The sequence below is a fragment of the Mesorhizobium atlanticum genome, from assembly GCF_003289965.1.
Lineage (GTDB): Bacteria > Pseudomonadota > Alphaproteobacteria > Rhizobiales > Rhizobiaceae > Mesorhizobium > Mesorhizobium atlanticum.
Genome location: NZ_QMBQ01000003.1, coordinates 482,964 through 500,182 on the forward strand (window position 1 = coordinate 482,964; position 17,219 = coordinate 500,182).

The 17,219-nt window shown below is 64.6% G+C and carries 17 protein-coding genes; 4 read left to right on the forward strand and 13 right to left on the reverse strand.

Translation table 11 applies throughout. The features are described 5' to 3' along the window. Positions 1 to 24: 24 nt before the first annotated feature. From DPM35_RS12035 to DPM35_RS12045, 3 genes are all read left to right on the forward strand, one after another. Positions 25 to 2,373 (forward strand): xanthine dehydrogenase family protein molybdopterin-binding subunit, encoded by a 2,349-nt coding sequence (locus DPM35_RS12035; protein WP_112127481.1) that lies wholly within the window; start codon positions 25 to 27, stop codon positions 2,371 to 2,373. A 12-nt stretch (positions 2,374 to 2,385) separates the two neighbouring features. Then, on the forward strand, positions 2,386 to 3,183 hold the full coding sequence (locus DPM35_RS12040; protein ID WP_112127482.1) for an FAD binding domain-containing protein: 798 nt from the start codon (positions 2,386 to 2,388) through the stop codon (positions 3,181 to 3,183). 201 nt (positions 3,184 to 3,384) lie between these two features. Continuing rightward, complete coding sequence (locus tag DPM35_RS12045) at positions 3,385 to 4,407, forward strand: acyltransferase family protein (protein ID WP_112127483.1); 1,023 nt, start codon at positions 3,385 to 3,387, stop codon at positions 4,405 to 4,407. A 2-nt stretch (positions 4,408 to 4,409) separates the two neighbouring features. Here DPM35_RS12045 and DPM35_RS12050 read toward each other — a convergent pair whose 3' ends face one another. The 13 genes from DPM35_RS12050 to DPM35_RS12110 form a co-directional block, all read right to left on the reverse strand. Then, the gene (locus DPM35_RS12050) at positions 4,410 to 4,928 is read right to left on the reverse strand and encodes an SRPBCC family protein (protein WP_245431508.1); all 519 of its coding nucleotides are present in this window, start codon (positions 4,926 to 4,928) and stop codon (positions 4,410 to 4,412) included. Positions 4,929 to 5,127: 199 nt separating this feature from the next. Next, positions 5,128 to 5,502 carry a hypothetical protein gene (locus DPM35_RS32405; RefSeq protein ID WP_181591993.1) on the reverse strand — a complete coding sequence of 125 codons (375 nt, stop codon included), beginning with the start codon at positions 5,500 to 5,502 and terminating at the stop codon, positions 5,128 to 5,130. Between the two features lie 180 nt (positions 5,503 to 5,682). Continuing rightward, positions 5,683 to 6,180, reverse strand: a complete 498-nt coding sequence (locus DPM35_RS12060; protein WP_112127484.1) for a GNAT family N-acetyltransferase — start codon at positions 6,178 to 6,180, stop codon at positions 5,683 to 5,685. Between the two features lie 11 nt (positions 6,181 to 6,191). Beyond that, positions 6,192 to 6,953 (reverse strand): copper homeostasis protein CutC, encoded by a 762-nt coding sequence (locus DPM35_RS12065; protein ID WP_245431530.1) that lies wholly within the window; start codon positions 6,951 to 6,953, stop codon positions 6,192 to 6,194. A 123-nt stretch (positions 6,954 to 7,076) separates the two neighbouring features. Next, complete coding sequence (locus DPM35_RS12070; RefSeq protein WP_112127486.1) at positions 7,077 to 7,508, reverse strand: cupin domain-containing protein; 432 nt, start codon at positions 7,506 to 7,508, stop codon at positions 7,077 to 7,079. 78 nt (positions 7,509 to 7,586) lie between these two features. Then, the gene (locus tag DPM35_RS12075) at positions 7,587 to 9,185 is read right to left on the reverse strand and encodes a DHA2 family efflux MFS transporter permease subunit (protein ID WP_112127487.1); all 1,599 of its coding nucleotides are present in this window, start codon (positions 9,183 to 9,185) and stop codon (positions 7,587 to 7,589) included. Beyond that, complete coding sequence (locus DPM35_RS12080; RefSeq protein WP_245431509.1) at positions 9,182 to 10,279, reverse strand: HlyD family secretion protein; 1,098 nt, start codon at positions 10,277 to 10,279, stop codon at positions 9,182 to 9,184. The genes DPM35_RS12075 and DPM35_RS12080 overlap by 4 nt, the downstream gene beginning before the upstream one ends. A gap of 200 nt (positions 10,280 to 10,479) precedes the next feature. Further along, positions 10,480 to 11,253: an SDR family NAD(P)-dependent oxidoreductase gene (locus DPM35_RS12085; protein WP_112127489.1), complete on the reverse strand. Its 774-nt coding sequence runs from the start codon at positions 11,251 to 11,253 to the stop codon at positions 10,480 to 10,482. Positions 11,254 to 11,258: 5 nt separating this feature from the next. Beyond that, a complete protein-coding gene (locus tag DPM35_RS12090; RefSeq protein WP_112127490.1) occupies positions 11,259 to 12,593 on the reverse strand; it encodes a dihydroorotase in 1,335 nt (444 codons plus the stop codon). A 14-nt stretch (positions 12,594 to 12,607) separates the two neighbouring features. Beyond that, on the reverse strand, positions 12,608 to 13,540 hold the full coding sequence (locus DPM35_RS12095) for an allantoinase PuuE (protein WP_112127491.1): 933 nt from the start codon (positions 13,538 to 13,540) through the stop codon (positions 12,608 to 12,610). A gap of 28 nt (positions 13,541 to 13,568) precedes the next feature. Beyond that, positions 13,569 to 14,591 (reverse strand): NAD-dependent epimerase/dehydratase family protein, encoded by a 1,023-nt coding sequence (locus DPM35_RS12100; protein WP_112127492.1) that lies wholly within the window; start codon positions 14,589 to 14,591, stop codon positions 13,569 to 13,571. Positions 14,592 to 14,621: 30 nt separating this feature from the next. Next, on the reverse strand, positions 14,622 to 15,386 hold the full coding sequence (locus DPM35_RS12105; RefSeq protein WP_112127493.1) for an SDR family NAD(P)-dependent oxidoreductase: 765 nt from the start codon (positions 15,384 to 15,386) through the stop codon (positions 14,622 to 14,624). Beyond that, positions 15,386 to 16,633, reverse strand: a complete 1,248-nt coding sequence (locus tag DPM35_RS12110) for an MFS transporter (protein WP_245431510.1) — start codon at positions 16,631 to 16,633, stop codon at positions 15,386 to 15,388. Before DPM35_RS12110 ends, DPM35_RS12105 begins: the two co-directional genes overlap by 1 nt. A gap of 234 nt (positions 16,634 to 16,867) precedes the next feature. On the opposite strand from DPM35_RS12110, the gene DPM35_RS12115 reads away from it, so the two are divergent. Then, entirely contained in the window at positions 16,868 to 17,218 is a 351-nt protein-coding gene (locus tag DPM35_RS12115) for a RidA family protein (protein WP_112127495.1), read from the forward strand. Position 17,219: the final 1 nt, after the last annotated feature.

The window sequence follows — 17,219 nt, forward strand, 5'->3', positions numbered from 1 at the left end:
CATTCACCGGAGGAGGAATTTCTCATGGGTATCGAAGGCGTCGGCGCCCGCGTGGCGCGCAAGGAAGACAAGAGGTTCATCACAGGCGGCGGCCGCTATGTCGACGACATGGTGGTTCCCGGCATGAAGCATGCCGTGTTCGTGCGCAGCCCGCACGCGCATGCACAGATCAAGAAGATCGATGTGAAAAAGGCTCAAGGCATGCCCGGCGTCGTCGGCGTGCTCACCGGCAAGGAGCTCAAGGCCGACGGTATCGGCAATTTGATCTGCGGCTGGATGATCCATTCGAAGGACGGCACGCCGATGAAGATGGGCGCCTGGTCGCCGCTCGCGGTCGACAAGGTGCGCTATGTCGGCGATGCCGTCGTCATCGTCGTGGCCGACACCAAGGGCCAGGCACGCGACGCGGCCGAAGCGGTCGAGATCACCTACAAGGAACTGAAGGCCGTGGTCGACGCCACCAAGGCGATCCAACCCGGCGCGCCGCAGATCCATGCCGAGTCCGACAACAACCTGATCTTCGACTGGGAGATCGGCGACGCCAAGGCGACCGATGCTGCGATCAAGTCGGCGGCGCATGTCACGCGCATGAAGATCGTCAACAACCGCCTTGTGCCCAACGCCATGGAGCCGCGCGCGGCGCTCGGCCATTACGACAAGGCCGAGGACCACTATACCTGCTGGACGACCTCTCAGAACCCGCATGTCTCGCGGCTGGTGATGAGCGCTTTTTACAACGTCGCGCCGGAGAACAAGCTCAGGGTCATCGCGCCGGATGTGGGCGGCGGCTTCGGCTCCAAGATCTACATCTATCCAGAAGAGATTGTCTGTCTGTGGGCCTCGAAGAAGACCGGGGTGCCGGTGAAATGGGTCGCCGACCGCACCGAGAGCTTCCTGGCGGACGCGCATGGCCGCGACCATGTCTCGATGGTGGAAATGGCCTTCGACAAGGACAACCGGATCACAGGGCTGAAGGTCGACACGATCGCCAATCTCGGCGCCTACATGTCGCTGTTCTCGTCCTGCGTGCCGACCTATCTCTACGCCACGCTGCTGTCGGGCCAGTACAACATCCCGGCCATCCACGCCAATGTGCGCACCGTCTATACCAACACGGCACCGGTCGATGCCTATCGAGGGGCAGGCCGGCCGGAAGCCACATACCTTCTGGAGCGCACCATGGAGACGGCCGCGCGCGAGCTTGGCGTGTCGCCGGCGGAGCTCAGGCGCAAGAACTTCATCACATCCTTCCCGCATCAGACGCCGGTGATCATGAACTACGACGCCGGCGACTATAACGCTTCGCTCGACGCGGCGATGAAGGCGGCCGACTATGCCGGCTTCGCCAACCGCAAGGCGGATGCCGCCAAGCGCGGCAAGCTGCGCGGCATCGGCATGAGCTGCTACATCGAAGCCTGCGGCATCGCGCCGTCGGCGGCGGTCGGCTCGCTCGGCGCCGGTGTCGGCCTCTGGGAATCGGCGGAGGTGCGCGTCAACGCCGTCGGCACGATCGAAGTGCTGACCGGCTCGCACAGCCATGGCCAGGGCCACGAGACGACCTTCGCACAGGTGGTCAACCAGCGTTTCGGCGTACCGATCGACTCGGTCTCGATCGTCCATGGCGACACCGACAAGGTGCAGATGGGCATGGGCACCTACGGCTCGCGTTCCGGCGCCGTGGGCTTATCGGCGCTCGTCAAGGCGCTCGACAAGGTCGAGGCCAAGGCCAAGAAGATCGCGGCGCATCTGCTCGAAGCGGATGAAGGCGACATTGTCATCGAGAATGGCGAGGTCAAGGTCGCCGGCACCGACAAGAACCTGCCCTGGTTCCAGGTGGCGCTTGCCGCCTATACCGCCCACAATTTGCCGGCGGGCATGGAGCCCGGCCTGAAGGAAACGGCCTTCTACGACCCGTCCAACTTCACCTTCCCGGCCGGCTGCTACATCTGCGAGGTCGAGATCGATCCGGAAACCGGAACGACGGAGATCGTCCAGTTCGTCGCGGCGGACGACTTCGGCAACATCATCAATCCGATGATCGTCGAGGGGCAGGTGCATGGCGGCATCGCCCAGGGCGTCGGCCAGGCGTTGCTGGAAGGCGCCCATTACGACGGCAACGGGCAGCTTTTGACGGCGAGCTACATGGACTACACGATGCCGCGCGCCGACGACCTGCCGTCGTTCAAGGTCTCGACCTCGAACACTCCATGCCCAGGCAATCCACTCGGCATCAAAGGCTGCGGCGAGGCCGGCGCCATCGGTTCGCCGCCGGCGGTCATCAACGCCATCACCGACGCGCTCGGCGTCGGCGATATCGCCATGCCGGCGTCGCCGTCGACCGTGTGGTCAGCAATCCGCGCCAAGAAGCACTAAGGAGGAGCGGTCATGTATTCCGTCAATTACCATCGCGCCGCCTCCGTCGCCGACGCCGCAAAGCTGCTGAAGAGCGGCGATGCCAAGCTGCTCTCCGGCGGCATGACCTTGATCCCCGCCATGAAGACGCGGCTGGCGGCGCCGTCGGACCTCGTCGACGTGTCACGGCTGAAGGAGCTTCAGGGCGTCAAGGTGTCCGGCAAGACGGTCACCATCGGCGCCGCGACCACGCATTACGACGTCTCGGCCGACGCGAATTTGAAGAAGGCCTGCCCGGCGCTGGCGCATATGGCATCGCTGATCGGCGATCCGGCGGTGCGCTACAAGGGCACGATCGGCGGCTCGATCGCCAACAACGATCCGGCGGCCGATTATCCGGCGGCATTGCTGGCGCTGGGCGCGACGATCATCACCAACAAGCGCGAGATCGCGGCGGACAAATTCTTCAAGGGTCTGTTCGAGACGGCGCTGAAGGAGGGCGAGATCATCACGGCGGTGAGTTTCACCGCTCCGGCCAAGGCGGCCTACCAGAAGTTCCGCAACCCGGCTTCGCGCTACGCCATTGTCGGCGTGTTCGTGACCAAGGGCAAGGACGGGGTGAGGGCGGCGGTGACCGGCGCCGGGGAGGACGGTGTCTTCCGCTCCAAGGAAGTCGAGACGGCGCTGTCGAAGAATTTTGACGCCTCGGCGCTCGACGGCCTCAAAGTGCCGGCAAAGGGACTGATGAGCGATATCCACGCCTCCGCCGACTACCGCGCCAGTCTGATCGCGGTGATGGCCAAGCGCGCGGTGGCCGCCGCCAACGCCTGAAACGCTTTCGACCCGGATGAAGGAGGGGGCCGTCGCGGCCCCTTTTCTTTTTGTATTCGCAACCACTTGGCGGGCATGCTCCGAGAATTCGTAGCTTCGCACTTGCACAATAATATCCCGCACTGCAAAATAAGCGCGGCGGGAGACGAAGCGGTTCCGGCACGGTAATCCGTGCGGGGCCTCGAGTTGCGAAAGACGGGCATGACCGACATCTCCGCGACCGCCGGTGCCTTGCCACGGGCCTCAGAAGACAAAGCCGCACGCACAAGGCTCGCCTATCTCGACGGCTGGCGCGGCTTGTCGATCGCGCTGGTGCTGATCGGCCATTTCTTTCCGGTTCCAGGAATCAATCTTGGCGTGCTCGGCGTCGAGTTCTTCTTCGTGCTGAGCGGCCGGCTGATGGGCGAGATCCTGTTCATCGAGCGTTTTCCGCTGAAGAAATTCTTCAAGCGCCGCTTTTCGCGCATCTATCCGGCGCTGGTGGTGTTCGTGATTGCCGCCATGATCGGCCTTGCCGGGACCTTCATCATGTTCAAATGGAAGGCGGCGCTGACGGCGCTGACCTTCACCTACAATTATGCCGGCATCTTCATCAACCGGGCCGGCGCGCTCGACCATATCTGGTCACTCTGCGTCGAGGAGCACTCCTATATCCTGCTGGCGCTGATCAGCGTGATAGTCACCGGCAGGGCGAATGTCGTGCGGCTGCTGACGGTGCTGGCGCTGCTGGCTATGGCCAACGGCGCCATTTCGTACGGGCTTCTCGGCATGAGCTACGAGACCAGCTACTGGCGCACCGACGTGCATATCGCTTCCATCTTGCTGTCCACCGCAATCTGCTTGCTCAAGGCCGATGGCCGCCTGCCGGCTTTCCTGAAAAGCCAGCATGTGGCGCTTGCGGCTGCGGCCGGCGGCGTGTTGCTGTTCCTCAATCCGGTGCCGACCCCGATCCACTATCTCGTCGGCGTGCCGCTGCTGGCGCTGGCCGTCAACACACTGGAATTCGACGGTTCCTATCTGACGGACCTGCTGTCGTCGCGGCCGATGGTCATGCTCGGCCTGTGGTCCTATTCGCTCTATCTCTGGCAGCAGCCCTTCTACAAATTCGTCGATGAGCGCGGCAGCGCGCCGGTGCCGATGCTGGCGGCCGTGTTCGGCTGCGCGCTGGCGAGCTATTACATCGTCGAGAAGCCGGCTCGCGGCTGGCTCAACCGCAACTGGTGAGGTCAGGCCTTGCCGTTCTTTCGGGCGGCGAGGTAGCGGCGAAGCCCGGCTTCGCCGCGCGGCGTCGTCCAGCGATGGTTCCAGGCGAAGGCCGGCCTGAGCAGCGGCGCCAGGAATTTGAGGATCGGCCTCTCAACCGTGACTTGCCAGACCAGATCGACATGCGTGCCGCTTCCCAAAGGAGACAGCTCCGCCCGCCAGAGCCCGTCGAAATCGCCGAAGGTTTTTACCACCACCAGCCGGCCGGGTATAAGCTCGGCAGCCTCGATGATGAAGTTCAGCTCATAAGGCAGGGCGCCGCGCGCTCTCGCCCTGGCGCGGGCGCCGACAACGCCCTTGCCCTTCTTGTCGAGCGGCTCGACTTCCTTATAGGCATCGCCCCACCAGAGCGGCAGAAGCTCAGCGTCCGACAGCACGTCCCAGACTTCCTGCGGCGTGCCTTCAGGGATGTCCCAGCTTTCGTCGAAGCGGAAGACATTGCTCGGCATGATGTCGCGCCCCCGGGCCAGCGGAGCGGCCATATTAGCTGCGGCTTGTTTTCCTGGCCAGTGGCGCCGGATGCTGATCAGGCGGTGATGGGCTTTGCCCAATAGCGCACCGACTTCTTGCCGCCATGGATGACGGCATCGCCGAAGTCAGCAATGCCGAATGCGGTATGGAAGACATCCGCAGTCGGGACGCGGATCGAAGGTGGCCGGGGACAGATCCCAGGGGGAAACCTTACCGGTAACTATCTGGGTCCTTGGCCTTCTCGGCCTGGCAATTGACCTTGCTCAGAACGGCTTTGCGGTAAGAGCCTTCAAACACACGGATTGCCCGCTGGAACTTGGCCGGATCCGGCGCCAAGTGTTTATTTAGCCCATCGTACAAAAGGATGGAGACAGCCATCATGGCTTTTCCACTTTCGCTTGGCTTCAACGCTGGACACCTTTTCAATACACCATAGATGTTGCCTGAAATTGTCGCGGCCCGATGCAATTTTCCATCCGCCATACGGGCCAGGTAATTGATGTTCGGCTGCTCTCCCTGCTCGGCTGAAGCAGTCGATATTGTGAAGCAGATTCCGGCGATCACCATTATCAAAATGCGGCTCAAGCGCTCCCCCTCTTCTTCCAGTCAACTCGCCTTTCCAGTCAACTGTCACTGCAGCTTAGATCGAGATTTGAAAGCTTGCCAGCAGCAGGCATAGCTACTCAAGTTAAGTTGCAGACCGCAACAATGGACGAATGGCTCTTCGGTGGATCGGGCCATTTCTTCCCAGAAATCCGACCTTGTTCATTCAGTGAGGGGCTTTGCCCAGTAGCGCACCGACTTCTTGCCGCCATGGATCACGGCACCGCCGACTTCGGCGAAGCCGAGCGCGGCGTGGAAGGCATCGGAAGCCGGGTTGGGCGGATCGGCATTGACCTCGCAGGTGACGGCCGTGTGGCCGGCGCGCCGGGCCTGCTCGAACAGATCTTCATAAAGGCGGCGGGCGTGGCCGCGGCCGCGCGCCGTGGCGGCGACCACCACGCGGTCGACATAGACGAAGCGCCGATAGCGCTCGCGGAACCAGAGGAAGTTCGGGCTTTCGTAATCTGCGTCCTGGTCGAAGCAAAGGATGAAGGCTTCGAGCGCGCCGATTCGGCGGGTGTAGAAAGCCTCGCCGAGCAGGAAGGAAAGCTGTTCCGGCTCGAGCCAGGACAGTTCCGCCGCATGCGCGTTATTGAGCGCGAGGATGACGGCCTCGTCGGCGGGCGAGATCTGTTCGATGGGCAGCAATTCCTTGCTCATTGTTTGCGCCTTCAGGCTCTCGCGGCCGCGATGGTCGCCGCCACCACGGCTCCGTCGGTCACCGTGTTGCGGTATTCGCGATCGAGGTCCGTGCCGCCCATGCCGACATTCGGGTTGCGGTAGCGCATGGCGCTCGGCACATCCGTGAGCGCGGCGAAATGCATCTCGGTCAGTCCGGTCCGCCTGCGCACCTCGCCGATTGTGTCGGGCGCCAGCGCGCCGCAGCCCAGGATGATGATGCGATTGCCGGCCAGGCGCACGAGCTTGGCCAGAAGCTCCATGCCTTCGACCGCCGTGTCGCGCTGGCCGCTGGTCAGCACGCGGCCGACCTTGCAGCGGATCAGCGTCTCGAGCGCCTCCGTCGGGTCGCGCGTCATGTCGAAGGCGCGGTGACAGGTGACGTTGAGCGGGCCGGCGGCCTCAACGAGAGCGCTCATGCGCGCCTCGTCGATGGCGCCGTCGGCGGTCAGGCAGCCGACGACGACGCCGGCGACACCGAGCTCGCGCAGCGCTTCGACATCGGCGAGCATCGAGCGGTATTCGGCCTCGCTGTAGAGGAAATCGCCACCGCGCGGCCGAACGATGACGTGGAAGGGAATGGTCGCGCTTTCGAGCGCGGCTCGCACCGTGCCGAGGCTCGGCGTGATGCCGCCCTCGACCAGGCTGGCGCAGAGTTCCACCCGGTCGGCGCCGGCGGCCTGCGCGGCCAGCAGCCCGTCAATGCCTTCGACGCAGATTTCGATCAGGGGTTTTGAGGCGGCGGTCACGGGCATCATCCATGGTTGGCGAGAGAGCAGCCCTAGCATCCGGCCCACCGCCTTGAAAGCCGCAACGATCGGTCCAGGCGCCCCGACTTGAACAACCTGTCAGGGGTGCACCGGGCGAGCGCCTGACGGTTATTGCTTCAGAACGGTGTTCTTGGCGCCTTGCTCGACCTGGTCGATCACCAGGAGCTTCACTGGATCGGCGCCGATATTGGTCGCCTGGTGCCATTGGCCGATCATCTCGACGATGAAGTCGCCGGTCTTGTAGGTGTTGGCAACACCGGTCTCGACATTGGTCACCTTTAGCGTGCCTTGCTCGACATAAGCATAGCGCGGGAAGGGGTGCTTGTGCACCGGGAGCGTCGTGCCCGGGGCGATCTGATAGGCAGAGACCTGAACCTCCACGTTCTTTTGCGGCAGCGTGATCGGCTGGCCGGACGCGGTCGTCGTCTTCGACGCCAGCGGTGTCACCACGACGGGCGTGTTAGAACTGTCCAGCGCGTTTGCGCTGGTCGTGAAAAATGCCGCCGCCAAAAACAGCGCCGATGTCATGATGTTGCGCATGAGATTCCTCCAGTGGCCGCCAGCTTGGCGCGGAGGACGCTAAGGCGCAAGCTCGGGACTCTCGGGACTATAGAATAGCTACCGCTTGGCTGGCACCTGTTTGGGCGGCCGCAGCAACAGGGCAAACGGCACCAGCACCGCCGTTGCAATCGCGCAGTAGAAAAACACATCGACATAAGCGAGCAGCGACGCTTGGCGGCCGATCTCCTGGCCGATCCAGCCGACGGCCTGCTGCCTGGCCTCGACCAGGGGCGAGCCTTCGGCGACGAAGTGGTTCGTCACCTGGCGAAGCGTCTGCTGATAGGCCGCGCTCGACTGCGCCGTGTGGCCGACCAGCACCGACTGGTGGAATTGGGCGTTCTGGGCAATCACCGTGTTGGACAGCGACACGCCGATGCTGCCGCCGATGTTGCGGGCGACATTGATCAGCGAGGATGCCTGGTCGGTCTTCTGCGGCGGCAGGCCGACATAGGCGGCGGTGGAGATCGGGATGAACAGGAACGGCAGGCCGATCATCATATAGACGCGCGCATAGGCGAAGAAGCTGAAGCTGGCGTCGGGCGTCAGCGAGGTCGTGTGCCAGAGCGCGACTGCGATCACCGACATGCCTAGCATGATGAGGTAGCGCGGCTGGACGACACCGGCGGCAAAGCCCGAGATCGGCATCAGCATCAGCATGGCAATGCCGCCCGGCATCATCGACAGGCCTGAAAGGGTGGCCGTGTAGTCGAAGGTCGTCTGCTGCAACTGCGGCAAAAGCTGCGTGGTGCTGAAGAGCACGGCGCCCACCGCCATCATGACCAGGAAGGACATGCCGAACTGCCGGCTGAACAGCAGGCGGATATCGACGATCGGATCGCGCCTTGTCCACTCCCAGGGAACCAGCAGCAGGAACGATACCGCCGAGATCACGGCGAAGGTGGTGATGAAGGTGGAGGCGAACCAATCGTTGCGCTGGCCTTCGTCGAGAAAGACTTCGAGGCAGCCGAGCGCCATCGCCACCAGGATGAAGCCGATCCAGTCGACCTTCAGCCCTTTGCTCAACCGCTCCTGGCGCTCGCGTTCGAGTATGTCGGGCTCGATCACCAGCCATTGCACGAGCGCCAGCGACATGATGCCGAACGGCACGTTGATGAAGAAGATCCAATGCCAGGAGAAATTGTCGGTCAGCCAGCCGCCAATGGTCGGTCCCACCGTCGGCGCGACGATGACGGCAATCCCGTAAAGCGCGAAGGCCTGCGAACGCTTCTCCGGCGGAAAGGTATCGGCCAGGATCGATTGCTCGCTCGGCGCCATGCCGCCGCCGCCGAGCCCCTGCAGGATGCGGAAGGCGATCAGCGTCGGCAGGTTGGGCGCCAGCCCGCACAGCAGCGACGACAGCGTGAAGGTCGCGACGCAGATCATGTAGTAGCGCTTGCGGCCGATGACGCTGGTCAGCCACCCGCTGACCGGGATGATGACGGAGTTGGCGACGAGATAGGTGGTGATCACCCATGTGCTCTCGTCCATGCCGGCGGCCAGGCTGCCGGCGATGTTGCGCAGCGCGACATTGGCGATCGAGGTGTCGAGCACCAGCATGAACGTCGCGATCGAGACGACGATCGCGATGAGCCAGGGGTTGCGCCCGCCGGCGGCGGAACGGCTTTCGTTGCCCTGGACTGTCGCTGCATCGCTCATCGTACCTTGACCGTCGGAACCACCGACATGCCGGGACCGAGATAGACGCCGGGCGGCTGCTCGAACACGATCTTGACCGGCACGCGTTGCACCACCTTGACGAAATTGCCGGTGGCGTTTTCGGCAGGCAGCAGACTGAACGCCGTGCCGCTGCCGGCCTGAACGCTATCGACATGGCCATGGAAGGTCTTTTCCGGATAGGCGTCGATGGCGATGTCGACGGGCTGGCCCGGCCGCATCAGGTCAAGCTGCGTCTCCTTGAAATTGGCCTTCACCCAGACGTCGTTGGGCACGAACATCATCAGCACCTGGCCGGGCTGTGCGTAGGTGCCTCTCGCCGCCGTGACGCTGGTGGCATGGCCGGCGACGGGCGCGGTGATGGTCGTGCGGGTGAGGGTGGTCTTGGCCTGGTTCTCGGCGGCCTCCGCCTGCCGAAGCTTGGCCTCGGCGCTTTTGCCTTGCGCCTGCAGGACGGCAAGCTGGCTTTTCGCCGCTTCGGCATTGGCGTTGGCGGCGTCCAGCGCCGCCTGGTCCTGGCGCAAGGTCGAAGCGGCCTGCTGCGCCTGCTGTTGCGTGGCAGTGCCCTTGGCCAGGAGCTCACGATTGCGCTGGTCCTCCGATTTGGCAAATTCGAGCGCCGCCTGCGCCTGAGCTACCTGCTTTTCAGCCGCATCGATCTTGGCGTTTTGCGCCTGGGTCTGCGCCTGGACGTTGGCGATCTCGGCCCGCGCCGCCACCACGCCGGCTTCCGCCTGTTTGAGCGAAGCCTGATAGTCGCTGTCGTCGATGCGCAGAAGCACCGCACCTGCCTCGACCGGCTGGTTGTCGGTGACGGCGACATCGGTGATGCGTCCGGCAATTTCAGCGCCGACCGTCACGGTGCGGGCGTCAATGAAGGCATCGTCTGTCCATTCATACTGCCGAGCGTCGATCCACCAGATGACCACGGCGGCGATGACCAACAGGATGAGGATGGCAGCGGTCGCCGCTATGTAGGGATGGCGTCTGACGAGGCCGGGTTTGTTGCTGTCCGTCGGACCGTCATCCGCCTGCGTGCCTTGCGCGCGCTTATCGTCCGCGCGCCGATTTTCCACGCGTTTTTCGTCGCCCGGCGGGCGCCCCTGCCGATCGGAGCGGGGCTGAGCCCGCGTTTCTTCGGCGGGAGCGGTTTCGCGCTCTTTTCTTTCAGTTTTGGCGTCCATGGGAACGGGTCCCAGATATCGTTGGCCCCATCGCAGGAGGGTCAACGAGCGGTTTCCGCAAAGGTTCCTGCCGCCGGGGACCGGCCCGGCCGTCAGCCCGCCATCCAGCCGCCGTCCACCATCAGGTTGATGCCGGTGACGTAGCTTGCCATGTCGCTGGCGAGAAACAGCGCCGCGCCCGCCACGTCGTTCGGCTGCCCAAGCCTGGGCCAGGGCGTGCGGCGGCGCGAATAGTCGAGCGCGTCGGGATCGTTGGCGACGCCCGGCTTGCCGGTGATGATCTTGCCCGGCGCGATGGCGTTGCAGACGATCAGGTCTTCGGCATGGTCCACTGCGATCTGGCGCGTCATCTGCACGATGCCGCCCTTGCTGACGGAATAGGGAAAGTCGCCGGGGTAGGCGACCATGCCGTGCTGCGAGGAGACATTGATGATGCGGCCGCGCACCTCGTTGACCGGCGCCTGGGTGAGCATCTGCGTGACGGCGCGTTTGTTGCAATAGAAGAAGCCCGTCAGGTTGACGCCGATGACGCGGCTCCATTGTTCCGGCGTCGTCTCGATCAGGTTGGTGCTGGTGTAGATCGCGGCGTTGTTCACCATCACATCCAGCCGACCGAATCGCGCAACCGTGGCGCCGACCAGCGCGTCGACGGCGCTCCAGTCCGAAATGTCGGTCTTGAGGTGGATCGCGGTGCCGCCGGCCGCACGGATCATGTCGACGGTGCTCTCACCACCTTCGATCGGCTGCTCCAGCGTGTCGGCGACGACGACGTTGGCGCCTTCGGCGGCGAATTTCAGCGCGATGGCGCGGCCGATGCCCGAGCTCGCTCCGGTGACGATGGCGGTTTTGTTGGCGAGCAGGGCCATGGTTTTCAGCTCTCCCGGGTGACGATCTTGCCTTGCGCCGGGCGGATCAGCCGCCCGTCGCGCACGATCTCGCGGCCGCGCAGGAAGACGCTGGTCAGCCGCGCCTTGACGGTCCAGCCGCCGAAGGGCGTGTAGCCCGCCCGCGACACCTGATCGGCGCTGTCGATGGTGCTGGATCGGCGCGGATCGAGGATGAGCAAATCGGCGTCGTATCCGGCAGCCATGCGTCCCTTGCGCCGCCCGAGGCCGAAGCGCTCGGCCGGGTTGCGCGAGCACATACGCACCAGATCGGACAGGGCGATGAGCCCTTCGTCCACCAGCCTCAGCATAGTGGGAAGCAGCGTCTGCAGCCCCGGCATGCCGCCCGGGATGTCGGCGAAAGCAGCATAGCGCGCCGCCTTCTCGGCCGGTGCATGCGGGGCGTGGTCGGTGGCGACGATGTCGATCAGGCCGGCGCTTAGCGCGGCGCGCAGCGCATCGACGTCGTGCGGCGAGCGCAAGGGCGGCGACGCCTTCAGATTGGCGCCCTGCGTTTCGTAATCCTGCGTCGTGAAGAACAAGTTCTGTGGCGTGGTCTCGACGCTGGCGTCGGCCATGCCGCGCAGCCGGCCCCAGGTCTCGACGCCGAGTTCGGAGTTGATCTGGCGGACATGGATCCTTGCCTCGCTCGAGGCGGCAGCGACAAGCGCACGAGCGATGCCGTTGGCTTCCGCGAGGGGCGGCCGGCTGTCCAGGAAGGCGGCGATAGTGCCGGAGCGATGGCGCGCCGTGCTGCCGGCCAGGATCGACTGGTCGCCGGGCGAGATGCCGACCAGCGTGTCGGCGCCGGCGAAGGCTTTGAGAGCCTCGGCAACTGCGTCGACCGTTGCAAACAGGAATCCATCTGGCACGTCGGCGGTGAAGAGCTCGAAGGACACCGGCGCGAGGTCGAGCAGGCGAGGGATGAGCGACAGATCGCGGCTGACCACGGCTTGGAGCCCGACATCGACATGGATGCGGCCTTCCGCGATTGCCATCTTGTCGGCAAGCTGCTCGGCCGTGGCCGTCCACGGCTCGTCGGTTGGCATGTCGAGCACCGTCGTCACGCCGCCGAGCGCTGCCGCATGGGTGCCTGAGGAGAAATCCTCCTTATGCGTCAGCCCAGGTTCGCGCAGATGCGCATGCGCGTCGACCAGGCCGGGCAGCAGGAAGCAGCCTGAGGCATCAATGACGGTTCCGGCTTCGGCAGCTTCCCCGGCAGTGATCAGCGCCACGACCTTGCCCGATGCGATACCGACATCACGGCGGCTCAACCCCTCAGCGTTGACCACCGATGCGCCGCGGATCAGCGTCTCGAACAAGTCGTTGCGCTCCCTTAGCCGCGCTGCTCGAAGCGAGCATGGTTCGCGTGCCAGAACCGGGCGATGTCCTCGCGGCGCATGAAGGCGGCGCCGTCGCTTTGCTGGACATGCTCAATGACCTCGCGCAGGCCCGAGGCGCGGTTGGGCTGGCCGGTCCAGCGGGCGTGGATGCCGATGGTCAGCATGCGGCCGCCGGTCTCGTCAGCTTCGGAGAGCATGTAGTCGATGGCTGAGCGGCAATCTTCGGCGAAGTCGCGCGGATTGCTGTAGCCGGGCGCGACGAGGTAGCGGCTGTCGTTGAGTGCCTTGGAGTAGGGCACGACGAGAATCTCCGTGCCCCGGTGGTCGAGGAAATAGGGCAGGTCGTCGTTGCATGGATCGGAGTGGTAGAGGAAGCCGCCTTCCTCGACCAGAAGATCGCGCGTGTTGACGCTGGGCAGCGAGCGGCAGTTCCAGCCGAGCGGGCGCTTGCCGAGCAGCTTTTCATAAAGCGCGATCGCCTCGTGCAGATGGCGCTCTTCCTCAGCCCGCTCCATGGTCGTGTAGTCGATCCAGCGCAGGCCATGGCCCATCAGGTCGTGCCTGCGCGCCTTCATCCACTCGACCAAGGGCGGGTTGCGTTCGAGCGCCACGGCGCAGGCGGAAAAGGTGACTGGAATGTCGTAGCGGTCGAACAGCCTGGCCAGGCGCCAGACGCCGGCGCGGCTGCCATATTCGTAATGCGTCTCGGTGCCGAGGTCGCGCACCGGCATGTTGCCGGTCAGATTGTATTCGCCCCAATTGTCGTTGCGGCCGTCCTCCAGCCAGTTGTACTCCGACCCTTCCTCGTAATTGAGCACCAGGTTGACGGCGAGCTTGACGCCGCCCGGCCAGGTGACGAAGGGCGGGTGCGGGCCGTAGCCGACAAGGTCACGCGGCTGCTGCGCTTGCTGCGGGTCGGTCGGCATCACTCGTCCTCCTTCGGCTTGGTTTGGCTCAGCTTTCGTTGGTGGCGATCCAGTCCATGTAGGCGTGGAAGGCTTCCTTGCCGGGGCGCGGCCGCCATGCGGTGTCGCGCATGATGCGGGCGATGTCATAGGCGCCCCACATGCCGTCTTTCAGCGATGTATCCTGGACGATATTGGCGTCGTCTCCCGGCGTCACCTGGGCCTTCAGCCCCGGCACGCGTTCGCTTGCCCAGCCGATGATCTCGCCGATGGTTTGGCTGGAGCCGGAGCCGATGTTGTAGTGACGGTAGTTGAGGTGCTCAGCATCGATCAGCGCGAGGATCGCGGCGGCAACGTCGGTCGAGGTCAGGTAATCGCCGACGGGCTCCAGGCTGTTCGGCCTGATCGTCTCGCCGGCCAGAGCCATATGCGCGACGCGGTTGGGAACATGGCGAAAATTGCGGCTCTCGGTGGCACGGTCCATCGGGCCGTAGACGGAAGCAAGCCGCACCGAGACCGCCGACAGGCCGAACAAATCGGCATAGCGGTTGGTGACCATCTCGGAGGCGAATTTCGAGATGCCGTAAAGCGTCAGCGGCGCGACATAGCCATCCTCCGGCAGCGGCTCGCCGCTCCAGTCGGGCCCGTTGTGGCGGTAGACGGAACCGGAGCTGACATAGATGAAGCGTTTCAGGTCCGGATTCGTGCGCGCCCAGTCCAGCATGCGCACGGTGCCCATGAGGTTGACGTCGACGATGCGCGCAGGGTCCTCGGCCTCCGGCTGGCGTTTCGCCTCTGTGGCGCTGCCGCGCGAGATCGGCGTGATCGTCGCGCCATGCACGATCGCCGTGATGCCTTGCCTGTCGAGCGTCGCCGACCAGGTATTCGGGTCGAGGATGTCGGCGGAAATCACCGTCAGCCGGTCGCGCACCGGCGCGAAATGCTTTTCGGCCGCCGCGTCGAAACCGGACCGGTCGAGGATCACGGCGCGGGCTTGCAGATCGCGGTCGAGCCATGCGCGGGCGACCACGCTCATGACAAAGCCGGTGCCGCCGGTGACGAGGAGAGTCATGGGAGCTCCTTCGAAGAACAGGTTTCGGGTTCAACGCGTCGCATAGCCGCCGTCCACGAGCATGTCGGATCCGGTGACGAAAGAAGCGTCGCGCGAAAGCAGGAAAGCCGCCGCCGCTGCGATCTCTTCAGGCTCGGCGATGCGGCCGAGCAGATGCGCCGGCCCGAGGCCCGCGTTGGCCGCCTCGAAATCGGCGAACCGGCGCAGCAGGCGCGTCGTCGCCACCGCGCCGGGCGACAGGCTGTTGACGCGCACCTTGTCGGGCGCGTGGTCGACGGCCATCGCCTTGGCCAGGTGGATCAGCCCGGCCTTGGCGGCGCAATAGGCGACGGCGCGCGTGGTGGCGACGCGACCGAATTGCGAGCCGATGAAGACGACCGAGCCGCCGCCGCTCGCCGCGATTAACGGCACGGCGAACTTGCTCATCAGGAAGGCGCCGGTCAGGCCGACATCGATCTCGTGCCGCCACGCGCTCTCGTCGAGATTGACGACGGTGGCGCTGGTCGAGGGTGCCGCGGCATTGTGCACGAGCCCGTCGAGGCGGCCGTATCTTTTCCCGGCGAAGTCGACGGCCGATTTCGCGGAGTCGATGTTCGTCACGTCGCACCGGCAAGCGGCCGCGGAAGGCCCGAGCGCTTCGGCAAGCTTCGTCGCCGGCTCCAGATCGTAGTCGGCGCAGACGATCTTTGCGCCTTCGGCTATGCAGCGCCGGGCAATTGCCGCGCCGATGCCGCTGGCGGCGCCGGCGATCAGGATGACGCTGTCTTGCAAGCGGTTCTTGGCTGGATCCGTCATCAGATCTGCTCCTCTATGGCCTGCAGCGTTGCCATGGTGACTGGCCTGCGCAAGAGATTGTAGCAAGCAGCGATCGTCACCAGCACGGCGCCGCCGCCGAGCAGCAGGAACATCGCCGGCGCGCCCATATGTTCCATCAGGCCGGCGGAAATGCCCGGCGTCGCGACATTGCCGATCGAATAGAGCAGGAGCAGCGTGCCGGAAGCGCCGACCATATGCCGGCTGTGCAATTGCGAGGCGCCGAACGCCATCGCCACCGGATAAACGGTGAGCGCCGTGCAGCCATAGACGAAGAACAGCACGAAGAGCAGCGGCAGCGAGGAATTGCCGACCCAGGCAATCGCGGCGCAGAGAGTCACGGACAGGACTCCCTGGACGAGCAGTATGATCCTGCGTTCAAACCGGTCCGACAGCCAGCCGACCGGGGTTTGCGCCAGCATGCCGGCGATGCTTACGGTGGTGACCAGCCCGACCGTCGTGCCGGCCGGCAGCCCGATCTGGGTGCCATAGATGGGCGTCAGCACGAAGATGTTCATGTTGGTGATGCCGCCCTGGAAGATTGCGACGACCGTCACCGGCGCCAGCCGGAACAGCGCCAGCGGGCCGAGGCGTTTGACCGGCCTTGCTGAATTCGCGTGTTCCGGATCGGCGGCCGGCAGCGCCGGCCAGCGTCCGCCGACGAATTTGGAGATCAGCGCAAGCAGCACCGTTGTGGCCGCGACCATGAACAGATGCGGAGATTGCGGGCCGACCATGCCGACCAGAACTTGTCCGAGCAGCACCGAGATTGCCGTCGTCAGCATGTAGAGCGAAAACAGCGCGCCGCGATTGTGCTGCTCGGCATAGAGGTTAATCCAGCTTTCGCAGACGACGAACAACGACGCCATCGCCATGCCGCCGAGCAGGCGGAAGCAGATCCAGCTCGGCAGGAAGTCGGTGAAGACGAAGCCGCAAGCCGCCAGCAGCGCCAGCACCAGGATCACCACGAAAGTGCGCTCGTGGCCGTATTGCGCGACCGCCGGGCGCGTCACCAGGCATCCGATGAGGAAACCGACCGGATAAGCGGTCAGCACGATCTGCACGACCCGGGGCGAAATGCCGGGCTTGCCGAGATGCAGCGACACCGCAGTGGTCAGCATGGCGCTGCCGATGCAAGCGAGGCAGACGCCGAACATGATCGGCAGCATGGCGCGAGAGCGCTCTGCATTGTGCCAAAGCCTCATCGCGGATTGAGCGATCGACCTCATGAATGCGGCTGCGGCGGCTCCCTGGCGGCACCGTTGACCGACGGCAGCCCGAGCAGAGGCTACACTTTGTGGCGATTGCCACAAACGAAGATTGACGCGGCTATGGCTTAGATTTTTTTGGCCATGCCGACATAGGAAAGCGGCGTCGCGGCTCGGCGCGGGCTTTACAGCAGTTTTGCACCCTCCTTACCATAGGCAAAAGCCAAGAACCGGGAACCTGCGGAAGGGAGCAGCATGACGATCGAACGCCTTGAGAACGGACAGCGCTTCTGCCGGGTTCTGCGCTACAACGGCACTGTCTATGTGGCCGGGCTGACGGCGGACGATCTTTCCGGCGACACCACCAGCCAGACCAGGCAGATCCTCGCCAAGATCGATGCGCTTCTGGCCAAGGCGGGCAGCGACAAGTCGAAGCTTTTGAGCGCCCAGATCTGGCTCCGCGACATTGCAGACTTCGAGATGATGAACACGGCCTGGGACGCCTGGATCGACCGCAGCGCCATGCCGGTGCGCGCGACGGTGGAAGCGCGGCTCGCCGGAGACCAGTATCGCGTCGAGATCATGGTGACGGCGGCGGTCGGCTGAG

Bases quoted from the DNA above. Each gene is read 5' to 3' on its own strand.
- DPM35_RS12035 (WP_112127481.1), top strand. From the start codon at position 25: ATGGGTATCGAAGGCGTCGGCGCCCGCGTGGCGCGCAAGGAAGACAAG.
- DPM35_RS12040 (WP_112127482.1), top strand. From the start codon at position 2,386: ATGTATTCCGTCAATTACCATCGCGCCGCCTCCGTCGCCGACGCCGCA.
- DPM35_RS12045 (WP_112127483.1), top strand. From the start codon at position 3,385: ATGACCGACATCTCCGCGACCGCCGGTGCCTTGCCACGGGCCTCAGAA.
- DPM35_RS12050 (WP_245431508.1), bottom strand. From the start codon at position 4,928: ATGGCCGCTCCGCTGGCCCGGGGGCGCGACATCATGCCGAGCAATGTC.
- DPM35_RS12060 (WP_112127484.1), bottom strand. From the start codon at position 6,180: ATGAGCAAGGAATTGCTGCCCATCGAACAGATCTCGCCCGCCGACGAG.
- DPM35_RS12065 (WP_245431530.1), bottom strand. From the start codon at position 6,953: ATGCCCGTGACCGCCGCCTCAAAACCCCTGATCGAAATCTGCGTCGAA.
- DPM35_RS12070 (WP_112127486.1), bottom strand. From the start codon at position 7,508: ATGCGCAACATCATGACATCGGCGCTGTTTTTGGCGGCGGCATTTTTC.
- DPM35_RS12075 (WP_112127487.1), bottom strand. From the start codon at position 9,185: ATGAGCGATGCAGCGACAGTCCAGGGCAACGAAAGCCGTTCCGCCGCC.
- DPM35_RS12085 (WP_112127489.1), bottom strand. From the start codon at position 11,253: ATGGCCCTGCTCGCCAACAAAACCGCCATCGTCACCGGAGCGAGCTCG.
- DPM35_RS12095 (WP_112127491.1), bottom strand. From the start codon at position 13,540: ATGCCGACCGACCCGCAGCAAGCGCAGCAGCCGCGTGACCTTGTCGGC.
- DPM35_RS12100 (WP_112127492.1), bottom strand. From the start codon at position 14,591: ATGACTCTCCTCGTCACCGGCGGCACCGGCTTTGTCATGAGCGTGGTC.
- DPM35_RS12105 (WP_112127493.1), bottom strand. From the start codon at position 15,386: ATGACGGATCCAGCCAAGAACCGCTTGCAAGACAGCGTCATCCTGATC.
- DPM35_RS12110 (WP_245431510.1), bottom strand. From the start codon at position 16,633: ATGAGGTCGATCGCTCAATCCGCGATGAGGCTTTGGCACAATGCAGAG.
- DPM35_RS12115 (WP_112127495.1), top strand. From the start codon at position 16,868: ATGACGATCGAACGCCTTGAGAACGGACAGCGCTTCTGCCGGGTTCTG.